The sequence below is a fragment of the Nocardia sp. NPDC004711 genome, from assembly GCF_053601595.1.
In genome coordinates, this window is the sequence record NZ_JBSGCB010000068.1 from 20,546 (window position 1) to 40,290 (window position 19,745).

Consider the following 19,745-nt stretch of genomic DNA (forward strand, 5'->3'; position numbering starts at 1 on the left):
CATCGCCCGACGCGGATCAAGGAGCAACCTGTCATGACGAACAACAGCACTTTCCCGGCCACCTCGACCTGGACCGGCCTGGTGACGGTGGAGGACACGGCCCTCGCGGTCACCGACACCGGCGGGAACGGCGTTCCGGTCGTCTATCTGAACGGTTCCTACGCCACGCAGAAGAACTGGAAGAAGGTGATCGCCGATCTCGGTCCCGGGTTCCGGCACATCACCTTCGACGAGCGGGCGCGCGGCAAGTCGCAGACCTCGGCGGACTACTCGTTCGACGCCTGCGTGCGGGATGTCGATGCCGTGCTCGCGGCGCGGGGTGTGGAGCAGCGGCCGATTCTGGTGGGCTGGTCCTACGGTGCGCTGGTCGCGGTGCACTGGGCCGACCGGAACCCGGACCGCATCGCGGGCGTCGTGTCGGCCGACGGCGCGATGCCCTGGGGATTCACCGACGCGGAGAACCTGGAGCGGATCCGGGCGATGTTCCGCAAGATGGGGCCGATGATGCCGGTGCTGCGCCCGCTGGGCCTGGCCGCACGGATGAGCGCCGAGCAGCACGCCGAGGTCAATGTCGAGCTCAACCAGCTCTGCGCCGCCCTCGCCCCGGTCCTGGAACGACTGCGCTGCCCGGTCCGCTATGTCGTGGCCACCGGTGCCAATCTCGGTGCGGCCGAAGAGGAGATCGAAGCGGTGCGGGCCTCCCTGGAACCGCTGCTGGCGGTCAACCCTAATCTGACGGTCAGCGCGCGGGTCGGCAGCAACCACTCCAAGATCCTCGCCAAGGACTTCCACGCCGTCGCCGAGGCCATCCGCGAGACCGCGTCGGCTCTCGACCAGCTGTGCTGAGCAGCTCGATCCATCGGACACTCACCAGGTTTCCGGACACCGCTTCGCGGCTACCACCAGTCCAGGATGGGCTGGAGTTCGCGGGCCAGTTCGGGGGCCATGGACCGCGAATAGCTTGCGGTCAAATGGTGTTCGTCGTGGTAGATGAGGATGTTGCCCTCCACGACGGGGCAGATGTCGTGTTCGCAGACCGCGTCGTTGGGGTCGATGAGGTGCATGTTCGGGAAGGCGGCGGCGGGTGTGGCGGCCGGGTTCTCCGCATTGAGGGCCTCGGCGCGCGGGATGCCGCAGCTGAGGCGATCGCCGCCGCCGGCCAGGCAGTCGATGGCGCGGTAGCGAATGCCGTTGCGGCGCAGCCACGGAGTGTCGCGGATGCCGATGAGCTGGAGGCCGCGGTCGGAGAGCGCCGACCAGACGTCGACGTAGTCCTGCGGGGTCTCGTCGCCGCCATTGTCGCTGGGGCGGGTGGCGGTGGTGAAGACGTAGTCGGGGCGCTCCACGCCGAGCCGGTCGATCACCTCCGACGACCAGTCGCGACAGTCCGGATTCTGCTGGCCCTTGTACACGGGCTCCTCGGCGACCGTGAGCGGGCAGCCCATCTTCAAGTAGACGACGACCCGGAAACGGTACTGCTCGCCCAGGATCTGCAATGCCGGAATCCAGTGCTCGGCATGCGAATTGCCCACCACCGCGAGGGTCCGGTGCGCGTCGCGATCACCGTAGGTGCAGGTGGTGACCGCGCGGGTGTCGAAGTCGGAGATGCAGCCGTCGCGCGTGGGGTAGGGGATATCGGCGGGGGCTTCCTCGGTGGTGGGGCGCATCGGGGCGCGCGGCACCAGCGCGTGATCGGTGAGCGCCTCCGCACCCGGGTATTTGGCGGGATCCAGCTCGCCGACTGCGTGCGCCTTCGCACCCATGCTCCACTGCCAGGCGAGGGTCGAGCCGACCAGCAGCACCCCGACCGTGGACACCGCCACCCCGGCGAGCACGCGGCCGAACGCGGGGGTCGCGGCGGGCCGCGAGCGCAGCCGCAGCGGCTCCTCGATCAGATGATGGGTCACGAAGGCCAGCAGCAGCGAGATCAGGATGATGACCAGCCCGCCCAGCCACCCGGCCCGGCGCTGATGCTGTTCACCCAGATAGAAGATGAGCATCGGCCAGTGCCACAGGTACAGCGCGTAGGCGAACCCGCCGAGCTGCACCACCGGTCCGGTGGCCAGCAGGCGATTCACCACCGGCTGATCGGCGGTGTCGCGGCCCGCACCCGCGAGAATCAGTGCGGCCGTGGCCAGGACCGGAATCAGCGCGGCCGGGCCGGGGAAGACCAGGGAGCCGTTCACCATCCAGCCGCAGCAGGCGATGGCCGCGATTCCGGTCCAGGCGAACACTTCCCGCGTCGGCCTGGGCAGCCGGATCAGCGGTGCGGCCAGGGCGAGCAGACCGCCCACCAGCGGTTCCCAGGCACGGGCGAAGGTGTCGTAGTAGTTCCAGCCCTGCTGGGTCGAAACGCCTGCACCGGCATGGCGGAACGAGATGATGGCGGCGGCGGCGAATATCACCGCGAGCGTCAGCCGCAGCACGCCGTCCTGTCCGGTGCGGCGCAGCAGCGGGTACTCGGCGGCCAGTTTCCACGCCCCCGCCCGGACCACGCGGCGCAACACCCAGGCCACGGCGGCGACCGTCAGCAGCAGTACGAGATACATCTGGCCCTGGACCGACATCGACCACAGATGCTGCAGCGGGCTCACCGAGGGATCCGCGGCCAGATAGTCCGACCAGGACAGCGCCAGGTACCAGTTCTGGTAGTAGAACAGCGAGGCCAGCGTCTGGCCCGCGATATTCGACCAGCGGGTGTGGGGGAGCAGCACCACCGTGGCGGCGACCACCGCCGCCAGCACCACCACCATGGCGGGCAGCAGCCGGCGCAGCGTGCGCCGGATGGTGGTCAGCACACCCACCGATCCGCTGTCGGCGCGGCGCACCAGCATGCCGGTGAAGAAGAAGCCGGACAGCACCAGGAACACGTCCACACCGCCGGATACGCGTCCGGCCCAGATGTGGAAGGCGACCACCAGCGCGATAGCTACGCCGCGCAATCCGTCCAGATCGCGTCGGTAGGCCCCGGGCCTGGTGGGTGCGTCCGGTGCGTCCTGTCGGTCGCTGCCCGGCGCGGTCGGGTGATCGGTGCTGGATATGGACATGGCGGCTGCCATTGTCGGTCAGGGGTCGCGGAAATTACCAATCGCCACACAGAAGAGGTCCGTGTTGTGCCGATTGTCGCTGGTCAGGCGAATACGAAATAGCGCAGCCACAGATATGGCGCGGCCACCGCAATCGTGACCGCAGTCACCGGAATGCCCTTCCGGGTGAATTCCCAGAACGAGATCGGATGGTCCGAACGCCGCGCAATGCCGAGCATCACCACATTCGCGCTGGCCCCGACTGCTGTGAGATTGCCACCGAAATCCGCGCCCAGTGTCAGCGCCCACCACAGGGCGTTCGCCTGGGCCGGGTGATCGACGTGCTCCACCAGCTGGGCCACCAGTGGACTCATGGTCGCCACGTACGGGATGTTGTCGATGACGCCCGACAGCACCGCCGAGACCACGAGTATCAGCATGGTTGCCACGAGCGCGTCACCGCCGGTGAGTTCGGTCGCGGATTTCGCCAGCCGGGCGATCACACCGGTTTTCACCAGCGCCCCGATCATCACGAACAAGCCGGCGAAGAACAGCAGCGTTTCCCATTCCACCGCGGACAGGTAATCCCGTTGCGGCAGACCGGAAATCAGCACCAGCGCGCCCGCGCCGAGCAATGCCACCAGCGACGGTTCGAGGTGGAGAATCGGATGGCCGAAGAATCCCGCGAACACGGCGGCGAGCACAATTCCGCACTTGATCAACAGCTTCGGATCGCGAATCGCCTCGCGCTCGTTCAGCTGCATGATGTCGGCGGCGCGTTCGGGATCGACGTCGAAGGAGCCCTTGAACAGGCGCGGCAGCAGCAGGGCGAACACGGCCAGGGTGATCAGCACGATCGGTGTCAGATTCAGGAAGAAGTCGTTGAACGACAGCCCCGCCCGGCTGCCGATGATGATGTTGGGCGGGTCGCCGATGAGGGTCGCCGCGCCGCCGATATTGGAGGCCAGCACCTCGGCGATGAGGAAGGGCGCCGGCGGCACCTCGAGGCGCTCGCACACCAGCAGGGTGACCGGGGCGATGAGCAGCACGGTGGTGACATTGTCCAGGAAGCCGGACGCGGTGGCGGTGATGAGCACCAGCAGGATCATCACCCGCAGGGCGGATCCCTTGGCGCGCTTGGCCGCCCAGATCGCGACGTACTCGAAGATGCCGGTCTGCCGCAGTACTCCGACGATGATCATCATGCCGAGCAGCAGGTAGATGACGTTCCAGTCGATGCCGGTCTCGTGCGAGTAGAAGACGTCGTCGGAGTCGAGGATGCCGATACCGATGACCACGCCCCCGCCGACCAGCGCCGCAATGGTCTTGTGCACGCGCTCCGTCGCGATGAGCACATACGCGACGACGAAGACGGCGATGGCGACAGCGGTCACGACTGCCGCCCCGGCGGGCTCAGTTGGCCAGCGCCACCTCGAGCAGCCGCGCGGACGTGATCACGCCGAGCAACGCCGTCCCGTCCTGCACCGCCACCAGCGGCGACTTGTACTTCGCCATCAGCGCGGCCACCTCGACGATATTGTCGTCGGCCTTCGCGGCCGGAATCCTGGTGAGCCGCTCCGGAATCACATCCCGAACCTTCTTGCCCCGCAACCGCTTCACCACCTGCCCGCACATGGACTCGTTCAGCACCCCCGCCAGCGACGGATCGTCCTGCACGTACTTCGGCACGATGAACAGCGCGACCTGCGACGCCGGCAGCACCGAATGCGGCTCTCCCTTGGCATCGGTCACCAGAATCCCGGGTAGCCGATGCTCGGCCAGCAACTTCGCCGCGTCGATCGCGTCGGAGTCCAGATCGATCACGGGATAATCCTCGGCCATCTGAGCGGCATGCATAACTGCAGGATACGACGAAGAGCCGGGCGTTCACGGCAGCAGAATACGTCAAGATCGAAAACGGATGCCGCATCGAAACTCCCAGGTCGGACCGCGCGGCCCGAGGTTTCGGACCGGCCGACCAGACTTCCCGGCACACCGTGTGTAGAGATTTCGTCAACGGTACCGCGAACGGGTTTACCTGTCGCTCGGGTGGCTGAGCTCGTACACCCGGCAGGCTGCGCGGATGACCGGATAGGAGACGTTGCGCACCTCGACGCCGCCCGCGGTGCGGCCGAATTCGGTGCCGCCGTGGGCGTGGCCGTGGACGGCGAGGGCGGCGCCGGCCGCGTCCACCGCCTCGGCGAGATCGTGACAGCCCAGGCCCGGGTAGATCTTCGGGGGTTCGCCGGCCAGCGTGCCGACGACGGGGGAGAAGTGCATGAGGGCGATGCGGAGATCGGTGTCGAGGGATTCCAGGGCGGCGCGCAGGCGGGTGGCGTCGGCGGGGCCGCGGCGGAAGCGGGCGCGGTGTTCGACACTGCCCTCGGCCGGATTGCCGGGGTGGCCGGGAAATCCGCCGCTGCCGCCCATCACCCCGGCGATGCCCAGGCGAATCCCGTTGACGGGCAGGGTGATCGCGGTGCCGTCGAGCATGTGGACGCCGATCTCGCTGAGCCGCACCGAGATCCGGAAACCGAGCCGGCGGTCGTGATCGTGATTGCCCAGGACGGCGACCACCGGGACCGGCAGCTCCTCGATCTCGGCGCACAGCGCGTCGGTGTCGCGCAGGGTGCCGCCATTGGTCAGATCACCGGCCAGCAGCAGCACATCCGCGCGTTCGCCCAGTTCCAGCAGGGCGGGCCGGAATCGGCCGCGCATGCTCTCGCGCATGTGCAGATCGCCCACTGCCGCGATCCGGACGCGTCCGGAATCGGTCTCACCACGGCCCATACCGTCAGCCAGCCACAGAACCATCCTGGCTGTCAACGCTATTCGGGCCGTGGCCGGTGCGGGCCTACTCGCCCAGGGGCTCCAGCCGTAGCGGGACGCCGAGGCGGTTCCACAGGTTGATCTGCGCGGTCACCGCGACCAGACCCGCCCGCTGGCCCTCGTCGAAGTGCTTCTCCACGCCCGCCCAGATCTCGTCGCTCACCCCGTGCGGGCCGAGTTGCGTTGCGGCCTCCGCGTATTCCAGCGCCGCCTGCTCGGCCGGGGTGAAGAGCTCGGACTCCCGCCAGGCGTTGAGGTGCCAGAGCCGCCGCTCGGTCTCGCCCTCCTTGCGGGCCTCGGTGGAGTGCATGTCGATGCAGAACAGGCAACCGTTGACCTGTGAGACCCGGATCTTGACCAGTTCCCGCACGGTGGCGTCGAGGGGGCCGCGACGGATCGCGGTCTCGGCGGCGATCCAGGCCTGGTAGACCTCGGGGGCCGCCTGCTGCATGTTCAATCGCGACATGGTGTCGTCCTTCCTCCGGTTCGTTTCCACACCAAGGACGAGACAGGGCCCGCGGACGTGACGGGTGAGCCGCTGTGGCCTCGATCACACCAGCATGGCGCTGGTCGCGGCCGCAGTTGCCGGCGGGTTCCCGGGCCGCGTCCCAGCTGGACCGGTCGGCTCGTTCGGTCCGGACGGTGGCGTTTGCCGTAATTGTGCGAAATGCGGCGCGGCGGACAATAATCCGCACGTGGGAACAGTTCTGCTGATCGCGCTGGGTCTGCTGTGCTTCGTCACCGGACCCGCATTGGCGCTGGTTATCGTGCTCGCCGTGCGAGGGTCGGCGCGGGGCGCCGCCGCCGCGCCCCGGTCCGGACGCCGTGATGCCGGACGGATACCCGTCGCTGCCGACCAGGGCCATCGCCGGTAGCCACGGGATCGCCCGCGCGACGGCCAGGTTCCGGTGGATCCCCCAGGCGATCCACCGGAACCCGGCCGGACACCGGATCACCCCTGACCCGGTGCGCGGGAACCGCTACGGCCGCGTCATTGCGGCATAGCGGGCGATGTGCTGGTCGGTGGTGCCGAACTCGTACTGCACAGCGGTCAGGCGCTTGAAGAAGTGGCCGATGGCCAGCTCCTCGGTCATGCCCATGGCGCCGTGCAACTGCACCGACTCCTGGCCGATGCGCCGGGCGGCGCGGCCGATGGTGGCCTTGGCGGCCGAGGCGGCGCGGGCCCGCTCGGGTGCGGGGGCATCCAGCTTCAGCGTCACCAGATACGTTGCGGCCACGGCCTGTTCGAGCTCCAGCAGCATGTCCACCATACGGTGCTGCAGCGCCTGGAAGCTGGCGATCGGGACGCCGAACTGCTGACGCTGCTTGCTGTACGCGACGGTGTCGGCGACCACCTTGCGCATGGCTCCGACCGCCTCGGCGCACACCGCCGCGATGGCCTCGTCCAGGGTGGCGGCAATGGCCTCGCCCGCGTCCGCGAGCAGCAGGGCGTCGGCGGGCACGCGCAGGGCCTCGAAGGTCAGGTCCGCGGCCTGGCGCTCGTCGATGGTGCGGTACGGGCGCGCGACGAGCCCGGCGGGGGAATGGGCGGCGTCGAAATCGACCACGAACAGCGCGATGTCGCCGTCCAGTCGCGCGGTCACCAGCAGGTGGGTGGCCAGCGGTGCGGCGGTCACCACCGTCTTCTCACCGGTCAGCACCCAGCCGTCACCGTCGCGGACCGCGGTGGTCGCGACAGCGGTGTAGTCGTAGCCGGATCGCGGTTCCAGCGCGGCGAACCCGGTGACCACCTCGCCGGCGGCGATGCCCGTCAGCAGATCCTCGGCCCGCTTGCCGCCGGCGCGCCGCAGCAGGCCGCCGCCGACCACCACGGTGTCCACGTACGGTTCCAGCACGAGTGCCGCGCCCAGCGCCTCGGCGATGATCATGGTCTCGACCGGGCCGCCCCCGATGCCGCCCACCGACTCCGGCAGGCTCGCCCCGAGAATCCCGACCTCCTCGGCCAGTCCGCGCCACACCTCCGGCTGCCGGCCGGCCCCGGTGCGCGCCGCCGCGCGGCTGGGCTCGAGCGGATAGCGCGCCGCCAGGAACCCGGTGACGGTGTCGCGGAGCAGTTCTTGTTCGGCGGTGAAGGAGAAGTCCATGGCTACAGTCCCAGGCTGGCTTTGGCGATGATGTTGCGCTGAATCTCGTTGCTGCCGGCGTAGATCGAGCCGGCGCGGTCGTTGAAGTACCGCAGCGCGGCGACCGCCTGCCAGTCGGCGCCGGCGACGAAACCGTCTGCGGGCGGGGTGAAATCGGCGATCGGCCCGCCCGGCATGGTGGCGTGCGGCTGATAGGCGCGACCGCGCGGACCGGCGGCCTCCAGCGCGAGCTCGGTGAGTGTCTGGCTCAGCTCGGTGCCCAGGATCTTGATGGTGGATGCGGCGGGGCCGGGATCCTTTCCGCTGGAAACCAGTGCGAGGGTGCGGTATTCGAGGATCTCCAGCACGTCCGCGCGCAGGCGGGCATCGGCCAGTTTGGCGGCGAAGGCGGGATCGTCGATGAGCACGCCGCCGTTCGGGGCGACCTGCTCCGTGGCCGCCCGGGCGAGCTCTTCGGCCATGACCTGCAGGGCCGGGGCCGCCGCGCCGCCGCCGCGCTCGAAGTTGAGCAGGTACTTGGCGACGGTCCAGCCGTCGTCGATGGCGCCCAGCACGTTCGCCTGCGGCACCCGCACCTGATCGAAGAACACCTGGTTCTGCACCTGCTCGCCGGAGGTCATGACCAGCGGGCGGATCTCGATGCCGGGGGTGCGCATGTCGATGAGCACGAAGGTGATGCCCTGCTGCTTCTTGGCCTGCCGGGAGGTGCGGACCAGGGCGAAGATCCAGTTGGCCTCGGTGGCGTGCGTGGTCCAGATCTTGGAGCCGGTGACGACCAGGTCCTCGCCGTCGGGCACCGCGGCCATGGTCAGCGAGGCCAGATCCGAGCCCGCCTCGGGCTCCGAATAGCCCTGGCAGAAGAAGACCTCGCCGGTGAGGATGCGGGGCAGGAAGAAGTCCTGCTGCTCCGGGGTGCCGAAGGCCATGATGGCGTGCGCGACCATGCGAATTCCCATGGGGGACAGGTTCGGTGCGCCGGCCAGGGTGCATTCGCGGCCGAAGATGTAGTGCTGGGTCAGGCTCCAGTCGCAGCCGCCGTACTGCACCGGCCATGCCGGGGCGGCCCAGCCGCGTTCGTGCAGGATGGCCTGCCACTGCATGCTGGCCTCGTGGTCCGGGTAGACGCTGGTCGCCAACCGTCCCGCACGGCGAAGATCGCCGGTTAACTTTTCGTCGAGGAAGCTGCGCACTTCATCACGAAATGCCAGATCGGCAGGCGACCAGTCGAGGTCCACGATGACTCCTTGTCCGAGAACTGGAAGTAACCATCTCATCGCATCACCCCTGCTGGCAAATGTGCTGGCACCCGCCTTCAGTTGAATGGCCTTGACATTCCATTATGGAGGTTTATCCTGGATTCATATTCCACTGTGGAACATATGGCAGCGTCCGACCGAGAGGATCGACATGGACATCACCACCGGCACCCGCGCCTCCGACGCCGAGCGCGCCCAGATCGCCGACCTCCTCGGCCGCCACCTTTCCGACGGCCGCCTCGACCTGGCCGAATACAACGAGCGCCTCACCCGGGTCTACGCCACCGCCACCCGCGAAGACCTCCAACTGGTCCTCCAGGACCTCCCCAAACTGCCCAAGACCGTTGCACCCCAGTCCATCTCCCGCACCCGCTTCCCCATCTGGCAGCGGATCGAGGGCAGCGCCTGGCTCGGCGTCAGCCTCCTCTGCCTCGTCATCTGGGCCGCAATCTCCCTCACCACAGGCGAATTCACCTACCCCTGGCCCATCTGGGTCATCGGCCCCTGGGGCGCAGTCCTCGTCTTCCGCGTCGTCATGGGCTGGGAATCCGCCGCCTGGAACCGCTCCCGCACCCGCTGACCCCGAGTGCTCGCTAGGGCGTGACATCGCCGCGTGTCCGAGGCCACTTCGGGGGCTGTGCCGAGGCTCTGGCCGAGTGGTTGCCGATCAAGTTCGGCACATCGGCCAGGAGGCTTTCGGCATCGGCTGGACTGCGAATCCGGACCGGCTGCGAGTCTGGTGTGGACGGGTGCTACTCACCGCAGTAAGTCTCGACGAGGTGTTCGAGGATTAGTGTGCAGCACTTCCCATCTGGGATTTGCTGCACACTGATCGGTTCTCGGCCCGGGCTTCCGGTGCCTTGACTACTGGGCGAGTCGGGTGCGCAGCGCGGTGGCGAACCAGTCGAAGGTTGGGGTCAGGTCGGGGAGTGGGGGCCAGGCGTTGATGGTGGCTACCAGGCGCCAATAACGTTCTACGCGTGGGTCGTTGGCGATTTCCAGGCGGGTCAGGATCCATTCTCGGAGATTGTGGTCGTCCGGCTTGGTGAAGGTTTCGGCGTAGCGGGCTGTGAGGGTGTCGAGGACGGGTGCTGCGGTTGGGCTTTCGGGGGCGATGCCGTCGGTCAGGGCTCGGGCGACTTCGGTGCGGACGGCCTCGGTGAGGTCGTGGTGGAGGCCGGTGTGGTCGCCGGCGGCGCGTTCCTCGGCCTGGTAGTCCGCCATGCGGCGGACTGCGGCGCGAAATTCCTTGTCCTGCACCAGTTCCACCAGGTCCATCCAGGCGCCGACCTGGTCGGGGGTGGGGTCGTCGGGGAGTTCCGGCATGGTGGAACGGAGCAGTTCCAGCACGGCGGGGTTGCCGTCCACGGCGCCGAAGGTGTCGTCGACGAAGTCGTGAATGATGCGGGCGCGTTCGGCTTCGGACAATTGCACCAGTTTGTGCATGAATCCCATCTCCTTGTCATCCGATCCCCGGTTGGCCACCGCGCGGAGCACCGCGCGCCGGAGCCGCAGTACGCGGATCTGTACGTCCACCGCCTCGGCGTGCGCGGTCGCGACCTCGGTCAGGGAGGTTTCGCGGGACAGCACGCGCCGCACGGTCGCCAGGTCCATGCCCAGTTCGCGCAGGGTGCGTACCAGTTCCAGGCGCGCCACGGCCTCGATGTCGTACAGCCGGTAGCCGCCGGGGCTGTACATGGTCGCCGGAACGATCCCCTTGTCGGAGTAGAACCGAATGGTCTTGACCGTCAGGCCGGTGCGTTCGGCCAGCGCCCCGATCGTGTAGAGCGTTTCGTCGTCCATGCGTCAACCTTGGTGCTTCCCCTTGGTGGAGACTCAAGTCCTGGTGTCCGGCATACTCGGGGCAATCCCGGCGGAGCGGGTAGTCTGAGCCGCTGTGCACCTGAAGAGTCTGACGCTGAAGGGGTTCAAGTCCTTCGCGTCCGCGACGACGTTGCGATTCGAACCGGGGATCACCTGCGTGGTCGGGCCCAACGGGTCGGGGAAATCCAACGTCGTCGACGCGCTCACCTGGGTGATGGGTGAGCAGGGCGCGAAAGCCCTGCGGGGTGGGAAGATGCAGGACGTCATCTTCGCCGGTACCGCGGGCCGCGCCCCGCTCGGTCGTGCCGAAGTCACGCTGACCATCGACAACTCCGACGGCGTGCTGCCCATCGAGTACTCCGAAGTGTCCATTACCCGCCGCATGTTCCGCGACGGCGCGGGCGAGTACGAGATCAATGGAAACTCCTGCCGGCTCATGGATGTCCAGGAGCTGCTCAGCGACTCCGGCATCGGCCGGGAAATGCACGTCATCGTCGGTCAGGGCCAGCTGTCGGCGATTCTGGAATCGCGGCCGGAGGATCGGCGGGCCTTCATCGAGGAGGCCGCGGGCGTGCTCAAGCACCGGCGGCGCAAGGAGAAGGCGGTCCGCAAGCTGGACGCCATGCAGTCCAACCTGGCCCGCCTCACCGACCTCACCACCGAATTGCGCAGGCAGTTGAAGCCGCTGGGCCGGCAGGCCGAGGTGGCCCGCCGCGCCGCGACCGTCCAGTCCGAGCTCCGCGACGCCCGTTTGCGCCTGGCCGCCGACGATCTGGTGAGCCGCCGCCGCGAACTGGAGAGCCAGCAGAGCAAGGAGGCCTACGCCCGCGAGCAGCAGGTCAACGTGCAGGCCGAGCTGGACGCCGCCAATGCCGCCCTGGCCCAGCAGGAATTCGAGCTCTCCAAGCTCACCCCCAGCGCCGAGGCCGCCGCCCAGACCTGGTTCCAGCTGTCCGCCCTGACCGAACGCGTCAATGCCACTATCCGCATTGCCCGCGATCGCGCGCGCAACCTCACCATCGAGCAACCCGCCGGCGCCGGCCGCGACCCGGAACAGCTGGAGCGCGAGGCGGATCGGGTCGAAGCCGAAGAGGCCGAACTACGCGAAGCGGTCGAAATGGCCACCGAAACCTTGGAAGCCGCCCGCGAGCAACTGCACGAACGCGAGCAGGCCGCCAAGGCCGCCGAACAGGCCCACCTGGCCGCCGTCCGCGCCATCGCCGACCGCCGCGAGGGCCTGGCCCGCCTGTCCGGCCAGGTCGACACCCTCCGCATCCGCGCCCAGTCCGTGGACGGCGAGATCGCGCGCATGTCCACCGGCATCGCCGAGGCCCGCCGCCGCGGCGAGGACGCGAACGCCGAATTCGAGGCAGTCCAGGGCGAATTGAGCGAACTCGACGCGGGCGAGGAGGGCCTCGACACCTCCTACGAGCACGCCGCCCAGGCGCTCGCCCTGGCCGACCAGCGCGTCACCGAACTGCGCGAGAAGGACCGCGAGGCCGGTAAACGCGTCGCCTCGCTGACCGCCCGGATCGAGGCCCTCACCATGGGCCTGCGCCGCAAGGACGGCGCGGCCTGGCTGCTCGAGCACCGCACCGACGGCCTGCTCGGCCCGCTGTCCGGGCTGATCCGGGTGCACGGCGGTTTCGAGTCCGCGGTCGCCGCCGCACTGGGCCCGCTGGCCGACGCCGTCGCCGCCGACACCGGGCACTCGGCCCACGCCGCCGTGCGCGCCCTCAAGGAATCCGACGGCGGCCGCGCCGCCATCGTCTACGCCGACGCCACCGATCAGCCGGTGGCACCGGCGGATTCGCGACTACCGGCCGCCGCGCGCTGGCTCACCGAGGTGGTGGACTGCCCCGCCGACCTGCGCGGCGCCATCGCCGCCCTCACCGCCGGCATCGCCGTCACCGACGATCTCGCCACCGCCGCCCGGGTCCTCGCCGAGCGCCCGGAACTGCGCGTGGTCACCCGCGACGGCGACCTCACCGGCAGCGGCTGGCTGCTCGGCGGCTCCGACCGCGCCCCCAGCCAGCTCGAGGTGCAGGCCGACATCGATTCCGCCAAGGACGAATTGGCCTCCTGGCAGCGCACGGCCGAGGAACTCGAGGCCGCGCTCGCGGGCGCGCTCGCCGAGCAGTCCGACCGCAAGGAGGCGGTCGACCACGCCCTGCTCGCCCTGCACGAATCCGATCAGGCCCTGGTCGCCATCTACGACCGCCTGGGCCGCCTCGGTCACGGCGCCCGCACCGCCCAGCGCGAATGCGACCGCCTGCTGGCCCAGCGCGACGAAGCCGAAACCGGCCGCGAGGACACGCTTTCCAAACTGGCCGACCTCGAGGACCGGCTGCGCCATGCCGAACTCGAACAGGCCGAAATGGATCCGGAGGCCGCCGGCACCGAGACCGCGGGGTACGCCCGCGAGGAGGCCGCCGCCGCCCTCGCCGAGGCCCGCTCGATGGAGGTCGAGGCCCGCCTGGCCGTCCGCACCGCCGAGGAACGCGCGGAATCGGTACGCGGCAGAGCGGATTCGCTGCGCCGCGCGGCCCGCGCCGAACGCGAGACCCGCGCCCGCGCCGAACGCGCCCAGGCCGCCCGCCGCCAGGCCGCCGCCGTCGCGGCCGTGGTCGCCGAGTCCGCGGAACGGGTGGCCGCCGAACTCGAGCAGGTGGTCGGCCAGGCCGCCACCCGCCGTGACGAATTGGTGCGCCGCCGTAGCGAACTCGCGGCCCAGGTGGAGCAGACCAAGGAACGCTCCCGCGCCCTCACCACCCAGCTCACCCAGCTCACCGACGCCGTGCACCGCGACGAGGTGGCCCGCGCCCAGGCCGCACTGCGCATCGAACAGGTCGAGACCACCATCTCCGAACAGTTCGGCATCAGCCTCGACGACCTCATCGCCGAATACGGCCCGGACGTCCCCATGCCGCCCACCGCGCTGGAGCTGATGGAGTACGAGCAGGCCCGCGACCGCGGCGAAGCAGTCAGCGCACCCCAGCCCATGCCCTATGACCGCGCCACTCAGGAGCGCCGCGCCAAGCGCGCCGAGAAGGACCTCACCACCCTCGGCAAGGTGAATCCCCTGGCGCTGGAGGAGTTCGCGGCCCTCGAGGAGCGCTACACCTTCCTCAATACCCAGCTCGAGGACGTCAAGAAGGCCCGCCAGGATCTGCTCGACGTGGTCGCCGAGGTGGACGAGCGCATCCTGCAGGTCTTCACCGAGGCCTACGAGGACGTCGAACGCGAATTCACCGGCGTCTTCGGGCGCCTGTTCCCCGGCGGTGAGGGGCGGCTGCTGCTCACCGATCCCAGCGACATGCTCACCACCGGCGTCGAGGTCGAGGCCCGCCCGCCGGGCAAGAAGGTCAAGCGGTTGTCGCTGCTCTCCGGTGGCGAGAAATCCCTTGCGGCAGTGGCATTCCTGGTGTCGATCTTCCGGGCTCGCCCCTCCCCGTTCTATGTCATGGACGAGGTCGAGGCGGCGCTGGACGACACCAATCTGCGCCGGCTCATCGGCCTGTTCGAGCAGCTGCGCGAGAAGAGCCAGCTCATCGTCATCACCCACCAGAAGCCGACCATGGAGATCGCCGACGCGCTCTACGGCGTCAGCATGCGCGGTGACGGCATCACGCAGGTGATCTCGCAGCGCATGCGCGGGGAGAATCTGGTCGGCGCGACACCGTGACCCGGTGACGACCCCGGCGCCGCCGTTCCGGTGAGCGGGATTGCGGTGCGGGGCAAAGTGAAACGCCTGCGCGTCGCATGGGCGAGGCATTAGCGTCCGGCCCCATGAGACGCTCCCTCGCAGTACTGGCCGCCGGCATCGTCGTCGGCCTGGTCGCCCCGCTCCCGGTCGCCCTGGCCGACTCCGGATCCTCCGCACTCGGATCCGGATCGGCCTCCGGCTCGGGCACCGGCTCCCTGTCCGGTTCCGGCGGCGGCAACAGCAACCTGCCGCCCTACAGCCAGTGGATCGGCGACATCACCCCGATCGCCGCCGACGCGCAGACCTACCTCACCACCGCGCTGCCCGGAACCACCAAGCCCGCCATCGTCTTCGACGTCGACAACACCGTACTCGAGACTACCTACCATCCGGGCCCGATCACCCCCGCCATCCAGCCGATCCTGAAGCTGGCGCAGTGGGCGAAAAGCCAAGGCGCGTCCATCATCTTCGTGACCGGCCGGCCCGCGCTCATGAACTTCTACACCCAGATCAACCTGACCACCGTCGGCTACCCGGTGGACGGGCTCTACGGCGGCGGCCTCACCACCGGCTCCAGCGGCGCGGGCGCCCTCGCCGACTACAAGACCGCCACCCGCGCCTCCATCGAGGCCCAGGGCTACACCATCGTCGCCAATATCGGCAACAGCGCCTCCGATCTGTCCGGCGGCCACGCCCTGAAGACCTTCAAGCTGCCGGACTACAACGGCGCCCTGGCGTGACCTACCGAGTCCCGTGACCGCGGGACAGGAGGCGCGGGTCCTCCTCGCCCGCGGTCCTCACCCGTCCAGCAGCGACTTCAACCGCGCCGCACCGGTTTCGGCCAGCCACATGTCGAAAGTCCGTAAGCCGGGATGGATTTCGCGCAGCGCGGGAATGTCGGCGTGCCAGCCCTGGCCCTGCCGCGACAAGCGCCAGACCGCCCCGACCTCGGGTCCCAGGGCCTCGGCCTCGGCCTCGGTGCCCTCCAGGTAGCGCACCGCGTGCCCGGTGGCGGCCGTGATGGCGGCGGCCGCGGCGGGCATGGTCGGATCGTCACCGGCCAATTCCAGCACCCGGCCGTGGAATCGGGCCGGATCCTCGAAGGCCAGGTGCGCGAACACGGCAATATCGTCGAGGGCGATGGACTGCACCGGCCGGTCCGCCGGGAACAGATGCTTGTGCACGCCATCGTTGATGCCGTCCACCGGGAAGCCCTGCATGAAGTAGTTCTCCATGAATCGGGCGGGGCGCAGGATCGTCCAGTGCAGACCACTGGACTGCAACACCTCCTCCACCCGCCGCTTGCCCTGCGCACCCCACTTGCCGTCCTCGGTGTAGGAGGCGACGGTGGTGAACACGATGAACTCCACCCCGGCGGTGCGCGCGGCCGCGATGAACCGCGTGCCGCGCTCGACCTCCAGTTCGGTGTCCCAGCCGTTCGGGCCGAAGGTCGCGGGCGGCACCAGGAAGGCCGCGCCCACGCCGGACAGCGCCGGGGCGAGGGACTCGGGAGCGTCGAAGTCCCCGACGGCCAGTTGCGCACCCGCGGCCGCGAGTTCCTGTGCCGCAGGCGATTCCGGATCACGCACCAGCGCCCGCACCGCCCGGCCGGCGGCGAGCAGCCGGCGCGCGGTGGCCCCGCCCTGCTTGCCGGTCGCCCCGGTCACCAGCACCAGATCATCGTGAGAAGGCTCGGTCGGATCATTTCGAGAAGACATCGTCAGCCGTTCGTTCGGTAGTATTCGGGTCGGTCGACCCGAATATGGACGCTAGAACCGCCCGTTTCCGTTGACCACGACCGGAAAGGACCCGCGTAACGAAATGTCCGCGCCCAGCCTGTCCCACGTAGAGCACACCCTGTCCCGCGTAGAGCCGACCCGGCTCCGCGACAAGCCCGCCCCGAACACCCGGTCCGATGCGCGCCGCAACCGCGCGCTGGTGCTGGCCGCGGCGCAGCGAGCCCTCGCCGAGGGCGGCGTCGCCGTGTCACTGGCCGAGGTGGCCCGCCGCGCGGGCGTCGGCGCGGGCACCGTCTACCGGCATTTCCCCACCAAAACCGCACTGCTGGAGGCGGTCATGCAGCAGCGCATCGACCGCCTCACCGCTCTCGCGCACCGCCTGCGGGACACGCCCGACCCGGGCCGGGCCTTCTTCGTCTTCTGTACCGAGGTCATCGTCTCGTCCCATCGCAACCAGGCCGTCTGCGACCTGGCCGCCAATGACGGCTGGCCCCGCGAACTGGTGCAGGACGCGGGCGCCCGCTTCCACGCCGCCCTCGATGATCTGCTGGTCGCCGCGCAGCGCGCCGGCGCGGTCCGCCCGGACCTCGCGCTCTCCGACGTGCTGGCCCTGTTCACGGGATGTGTTGCCATCCAACGCCTCAGCCCGGGTCGCGAACTGTCCCGACCCGCCGCCCTGGTCCTGGACTCCATGCGGGCCCGGCCCGGGTCCGGCACCGTAACGAAACCCCGGAACCCGCCCGCGCCCCGTGACGAAACCGCGGCGCGTGACGAAACGCCGCACTGCCCGATCTGCGCGACCCCGATCCACCCGCCCGGCACCGGCCGCCCGGCCCGCTACTGCTCCGCCGCCTGCCGTCAGAAGGCACATCGCCGTCGCCACGCCACCCCCGCATGAGCCCCTAATCGGCCCCGCCCTGAAAGCCGTTGGGGCACTTCGTGACCTGGGTGTGTCCGAACGGATGCGAAGGTGTGACGAGGCGGGTGCGGAGGCGAAAAATACTGGTAGAAGGCCATATTTGGCGTATTCGTATGGACCCGCAACGGGGCAGTGGGGAAGTACGCTCCCTGCGTGGTTTGGGTGTCGGCCGCGACGTTCGGTGTCGCATGGTGGCTCGGTTTGTATCTACTGGCGCGGGATCCGCGAAAGCCGTTGTTACGCAGGGCTGCCATCGGGCTGCTGGCGTTCGCCGCGGCCGTGGTGGCGGATCGGCTGGCCGGCGGCAACTCCTGGTTCGACGGTCCGCGGATCGTGCTGGTGTGCGCGCCGGTGCTGGCCTTCAGCGGAGTCTTCGTGCGGCTGCTGCCCCTCGGCGCCGTCGAGCGCGTGGACCGCTGGTGGCGGGTCGGGCTGCTGCCGTTGTGCGCCCTGCTGGCCATGCCCGCCGCGGGCGGCTTCCTGCCCGCCGGGTACCTGCTCGGCGCGCTCACCCTGCTGGCGCTGCTCGGCACCATGCTCGGGATGCTGGGACAGCACGCCGAATGGTCCGAGGATTCGCGGCGGTCGGCGGCCGGCCTGCTTACCATCGGCGCGCTGCTGCTCGGGCTCAGCGCGGCCCTGATCCTGTTGGGGCTCAACGTTCTGCCGCGCACGGCCATGCTGTCGGTGATCGCGGCCGACCTGGTGGTGCTGGGCCTGGGCATCGCCGTGGTGGACGCCTACGACGAGGGCGAGGGTCTGCGCGCCGACATGACCCACTCGCTGGTGCTCTCGGCGGCCACCGCGGCCGTGTTCGGCGGTCAGGCCGCGCTCGCCCTCACCCTGGCCGGTGAGCGCCCCGCCCTGATCGCCTTGTTCTTCGGCGCCGTCGCCGGCTCCATCGCCCTGCAGGTCCTCCACGGCCCCCTGCACGCCGGCGCCGACCGCGTGGCCTTCGCCTCGGACCCGCAGCTGTGCGCGGCCCGCGTCGAATTGCGCAGCGCCACAGAGGCATTGCTGCGCAGGGGTAGCGACAACGAGCTGCACACCGGCGGCTGAGCCGGCTGCGGCAGGGTCTCAGAGCAGGTCGCTGACGTCGTCGGGGACGTCGACGGCGTACTTGCGCAGGGTTTCCATGGGCACCACCTCGAGGGCGTTCTCGTGGGTGGCGGCCAGCACCACCGGCGCGGCCACCCCGTCCTCGTGGGCGTGCAGCCAGCGCACGGCCACCACACACCACCTGTCGCCCGGTTGCAGGCCCGGGAAGTTGTTCTCGGGCCGCGGAGTGACGAGATCGTTGCCGATCGACTTCTGGTGCTCCAGGAATTCCGCCGTCACCACGGTGCAGACGGTGTGGCTGCCCAAATCCTCGGGACCGGTGCTGCAGCATCCGTCCCGGTAGAAGCCGGTGAGAGGATCGGTGCCACACTCCTCCAGCGGTCCCCCAAGCACATTTCGATCGGTCACGTCGCCGATCCTATTGTCTCGGTGTCGCATTCGCCGCTCCTTCCGCACTGTGGCACGTTCTCGAGCAGACCGGTTGGTAGTTGCTGGGATTTCCAGGCCCCTACCCGGCGTGTCTCCGCATCACACGGCATGGCTGTGTGATAGACGACGCTGCCCTGCGTGATAGACGACACTGCCCTGCGACGCGTCGGTAGGTATGTGAATCCGGCAATGCAGGTGCCTCTGAAAGGATGGAGGCGTGACGACTGCTGAACTGTGGATTCTCATCGCCGCGATCGCGGCGGTGCTGCTCGTGGCGCTGGTTGCCGGCTACGCCCTGAACAAGCGCCGCCGGATCTCGCTGACCCCGGAGGTCACCGAGACCAAGGAGGTGACCGACCGGTCGGGCGGATATCAGGCCTCGAGCGGATTCAACTTCAGCCAGGGCAGCGGCACTGCGGAGCGCGAGCAGGCGCCCGCCGCCAAACCCAAGCCGCAACCGCTGCCGCTCCCGCCCGAGCGCACCGACGACGAGGGTCAGCCGCACGTCGGCGACGACGCGGCCGTCCCGCGCGACGCCGCCAAGCGCAGCATCACCAATGTCCGCCTCCCCGACCCGGTCCAGGGCCCCGAGCTCGCTCCGGCCGCCGAGCCCGTCACGCCCACCGAGCCCGTCACGCCCACCGAGCCCGTCGCCACCGAATCTGCCCCGGCCGCCGACGCGGGTGACGCGGCCACGCAGTCGCCCGAGAACGCCGAGGACAGCGCCCGAGCCGCGGCGGTCGAGGCCGCCGAGCAGGCCGGTGCTCGGAATTAGCTATGCGATTGAGATCATCGACGCCTTCATCGCCCGTCTGCACGTTCTGCTGGACACACCCACAGTCGTGAGCCCTGT

18 protein-coding genes are annotated in these 19,745 nt (G+C 69.3%); 8 read left to right on the forward strand and 10 right to left on the reverse strand.

Annotated features, from left to right (window positions below):
* Window positions 1-33: 33 nt before the first annotated feature.
* The gene (locus ACWEKS_RS41940) at window positions 34-846 is read left to right on the forward strand and encodes an alpha/beta fold hydrolase (protein ID WP_452345281.1); all 813 of its coding nucleotides are present in this window, start codon (window positions 34-36) and stop codon (window positions 844-846) included.
* A 50-nt stretch (window positions 847-896) separates the two neighbouring features.
* On the opposite strand, the gene ACWEKS_RS41945 is transcribed toward ACWEKS_RS41940, so the two are convergent.
* The 5 genes from ACWEKS_RS41945 to ACWEKS_RS41965 all read right to left on the reverse strand — a co-directional run bounded on the left by ACWEKS_RS41945 (window position 897) and on the right by ACWEKS_RS41965 (window position 6,321).
* Window positions 897-3,047 (reverse strand): acyltransferase family protein, encoded by a 2,151-nt coding sequence (locus ACWEKS_RS41945; RefSeq protein ID WP_452345282.1) that lies wholly within the window; start codon window positions 3,045-3,047, stop codon window positions 897-899.
* 83 nt (window positions 3,048-3,130) lie between these two features.
* Window positions 3,131-4,420: an ArsB/NhaD family transporter gene (locus ACWEKS_RS41950; protein ID WP_452345283.1), complete on the reverse strand. Its 1,290-nt coding sequence runs from the start codon at window positions 4,418-4,420 to the stop codon at window positions 3,131-3,133.
* Window positions 4,421-4,439: 19 nt separating this feature from the next.
* Window positions 4,440-4,883, reverse strand: a complete 444-nt coding sequence (locus tag ACWEKS_RS41955) for a CBS domain-containing protein (RefSeq protein WP_452345284.1) — start codon at window positions 4,881-4,883, stop codon at window positions 4,440-4,442.
* 177 nt (window positions 4,884-5,060) lie between these two features.
* Complete coding sequence (locus ACWEKS_RS41960) at window positions 5,061-5,840, reverse strand: metallophosphoesterase family protein (RefSeq protein ID WP_452345285.1); 780 nt, start codon at window positions 5,838-5,840, stop codon at window positions 5,061-5,063.
* A gap of 40 nt (window positions 5,841-5,880) precedes the next feature.
* On the reverse strand, window positions 5,881-6,321 hold the full coding sequence (locus tag ACWEKS_RS41965; protein WP_452345286.1) for a carboxymuconolactone decarboxylase family protein: 441 nt from the start codon (window positions 6,319-6,321) through the stop codon (window positions 5,881-5,883).
* 229 nt (window positions 6,322-6,550) lie between these two features.
* Between ACWEKS_RS41965 and ACWEKS_RS41970 the strand changes: the two genes are divergently transcribed.
* Window positions 6,551-6,730: a hypothetical protein gene (locus ACWEKS_RS41970; RefSeq protein WP_452345287.1), complete on the forward strand. Its 180-nt coding sequence runs from the start codon at window positions 6,551-6,553 to the stop codon at window positions 6,728-6,730.
* Between the two features lie 105 nt (window positions 6,731-6,835).
* On the opposite strand, the gene ACWEKS_RS41975 is transcribed toward ACWEKS_RS41970, so the two are convergent.
* Window positions 6,836-7,960 (reverse strand): acyl-CoA dehydrogenase family protein, encoded by a 1,125-nt coding sequence (locus tag ACWEKS_RS41975; protein WP_452345288.1) that lies wholly within the window; start codon window positions 7,958-7,960, stop codon window positions 6,836-6,838.
* A gap of 2 nt (window positions 7,961-7,962) precedes the next feature.
* Complete coding sequence (locus ACWEKS_RS41980) at window positions 7,963-9,195, reverse strand: acyl-CoA dehydrogenase family protein (RefSeq protein ID WP_452345289.1); 1,233 nt, start codon at window positions 9,193-9,195, stop codon at window positions 7,963-7,965.
* 172 nt (window positions 9,196-9,367) lie between these two features.
* On the opposite strand from ACWEKS_RS41980, the gene ACWEKS_RS41985 reads away from it, so the two are divergent.
* A complete protein-coding gene (locus tag ACWEKS_RS41985) occupies window positions 9,368-9,796 on the forward strand; it encodes a DUF1707 SHOCT-like domain-containing protein (protein WP_452345290.1) in 429 nt (142 codons plus the stop codon).
* A gap of 284 nt (window positions 9,797-10,080) precedes the next feature.
* On the opposite strand, the gene ACWEKS_RS41990 is transcribed toward ACWEKS_RS41985, so the two are convergent.
* Window positions 10,081-11,019 carry a MerR family transcriptional regulator gene (locus ACWEKS_RS41990; protein WP_452345291.1) on the reverse strand — a complete coding sequence of 313 codons (939 nt, stop codon included), beginning with the start codon at window positions 11,017-11,019 and terminating at the stop codon, window positions 10,081-10,083.
* A gap of 94 nt (window positions 11,020-11,113) precedes the next feature.
* Between ACWEKS_RS41990 and smc the strand changes: the two genes are divergently transcribed.
* Window positions 11,114-14,725 (forward strand): chromosome segregation protein SMC, encoded by a 3,612-nt coding sequence (gene smc, locus ACWEKS_RS41995; protein WP_452345292.1) that lies wholly within the window; start codon window positions 11,114-11,116, stop codon window positions 14,723-14,725.
* A gap of 104 nt (window positions 14,726-14,829) precedes the next feature.
* Entirely contained in the window at window positions 14,830-15,486 is a 657-nt protein-coding gene (locus ACWEKS_RS42000; RefSeq protein ID WP_452345293.1) for an HAD family acid phosphatase, read from the forward strand.
* Between the two features lie 57 nt (window positions 15,487-15,543).
* On the opposite strand, the gene ACWEKS_RS42005 is transcribed toward ACWEKS_RS42000, so the two are convergent.
* On the reverse strand, window positions 15,544-16,464 hold the full coding sequence (locus tag ACWEKS_RS42005; protein WP_452345294.1) for an NmrA family NAD(P)-binding protein: 921 nt from the start codon (window positions 16,462-16,464) through the stop codon (window positions 15,544-15,546).
* A 103-nt stretch (window positions 16,465-16,567) separates the two neighbouring features.
* Here ACWEKS_RS42005 and ACWEKS_RS42010 point away from each other — a divergent pair, with 103 nt between their 5' ends.
* Both ACWEKS_RS42010 and ACWEKS_RS42015 read left to right on the forward strand, forming a co-directional pair.
* Window positions 16,568-17,383 (forward strand): TetR/AcrR family transcriptional regulator, encoded by an 816-nt coding sequence (locus ACWEKS_RS42010; protein ID WP_452345295.1) that lies wholly within the window; start codon window positions 16,568-16,570, stop codon window positions 17,381-17,383.
* Between the two features lie 174 nt (window positions 17,384-17,557).
* On the forward strand, window positions 17,558-18,463 hold the full coding sequence (locus tag ACWEKS_RS42015) for a hypothetical protein (RefSeq protein ID WP_452345296.1): 906 nt from the start codon (window positions 17,558-17,560) through the stop codon (window positions 18,461-18,463).
* Between the two features lie 18 nt (window positions 18,464-18,481).
* Here the strand turns inward: ACWEKS_RS42015 and ACWEKS_RS42020 are convergent, their stop codons facing one another.
* The gene (locus ACWEKS_RS42020) at window positions 18,482-18,871 is read right to left on the reverse strand and encodes a DUF2237 family protein (RefSeq protein WP_326357779.1); all 390 of its coding nucleotides are present in this window, start codon (window positions 18,869-18,871) and stop codon (window positions 18,482-18,484) included.
* Window positions 18,872-19,109: 238 nt separating this feature from the next.
* Here ACWEKS_RS42020 and ACWEKS_RS42025 point away from each other — a divergent pair, with 238 nt between their 5' ends.
* Window positions 19,110-19,667, forward strand: coding sequence for a hypothetical protein (locus tag ACWEKS_RS42025; protein WP_452345297.1), 558 nt, complete (start codon window positions 19,110-19,112; stop codon window positions 19,665-19,667).
* Window positions 19,668-19,745 lie beyond the last annotated feature (78 nt).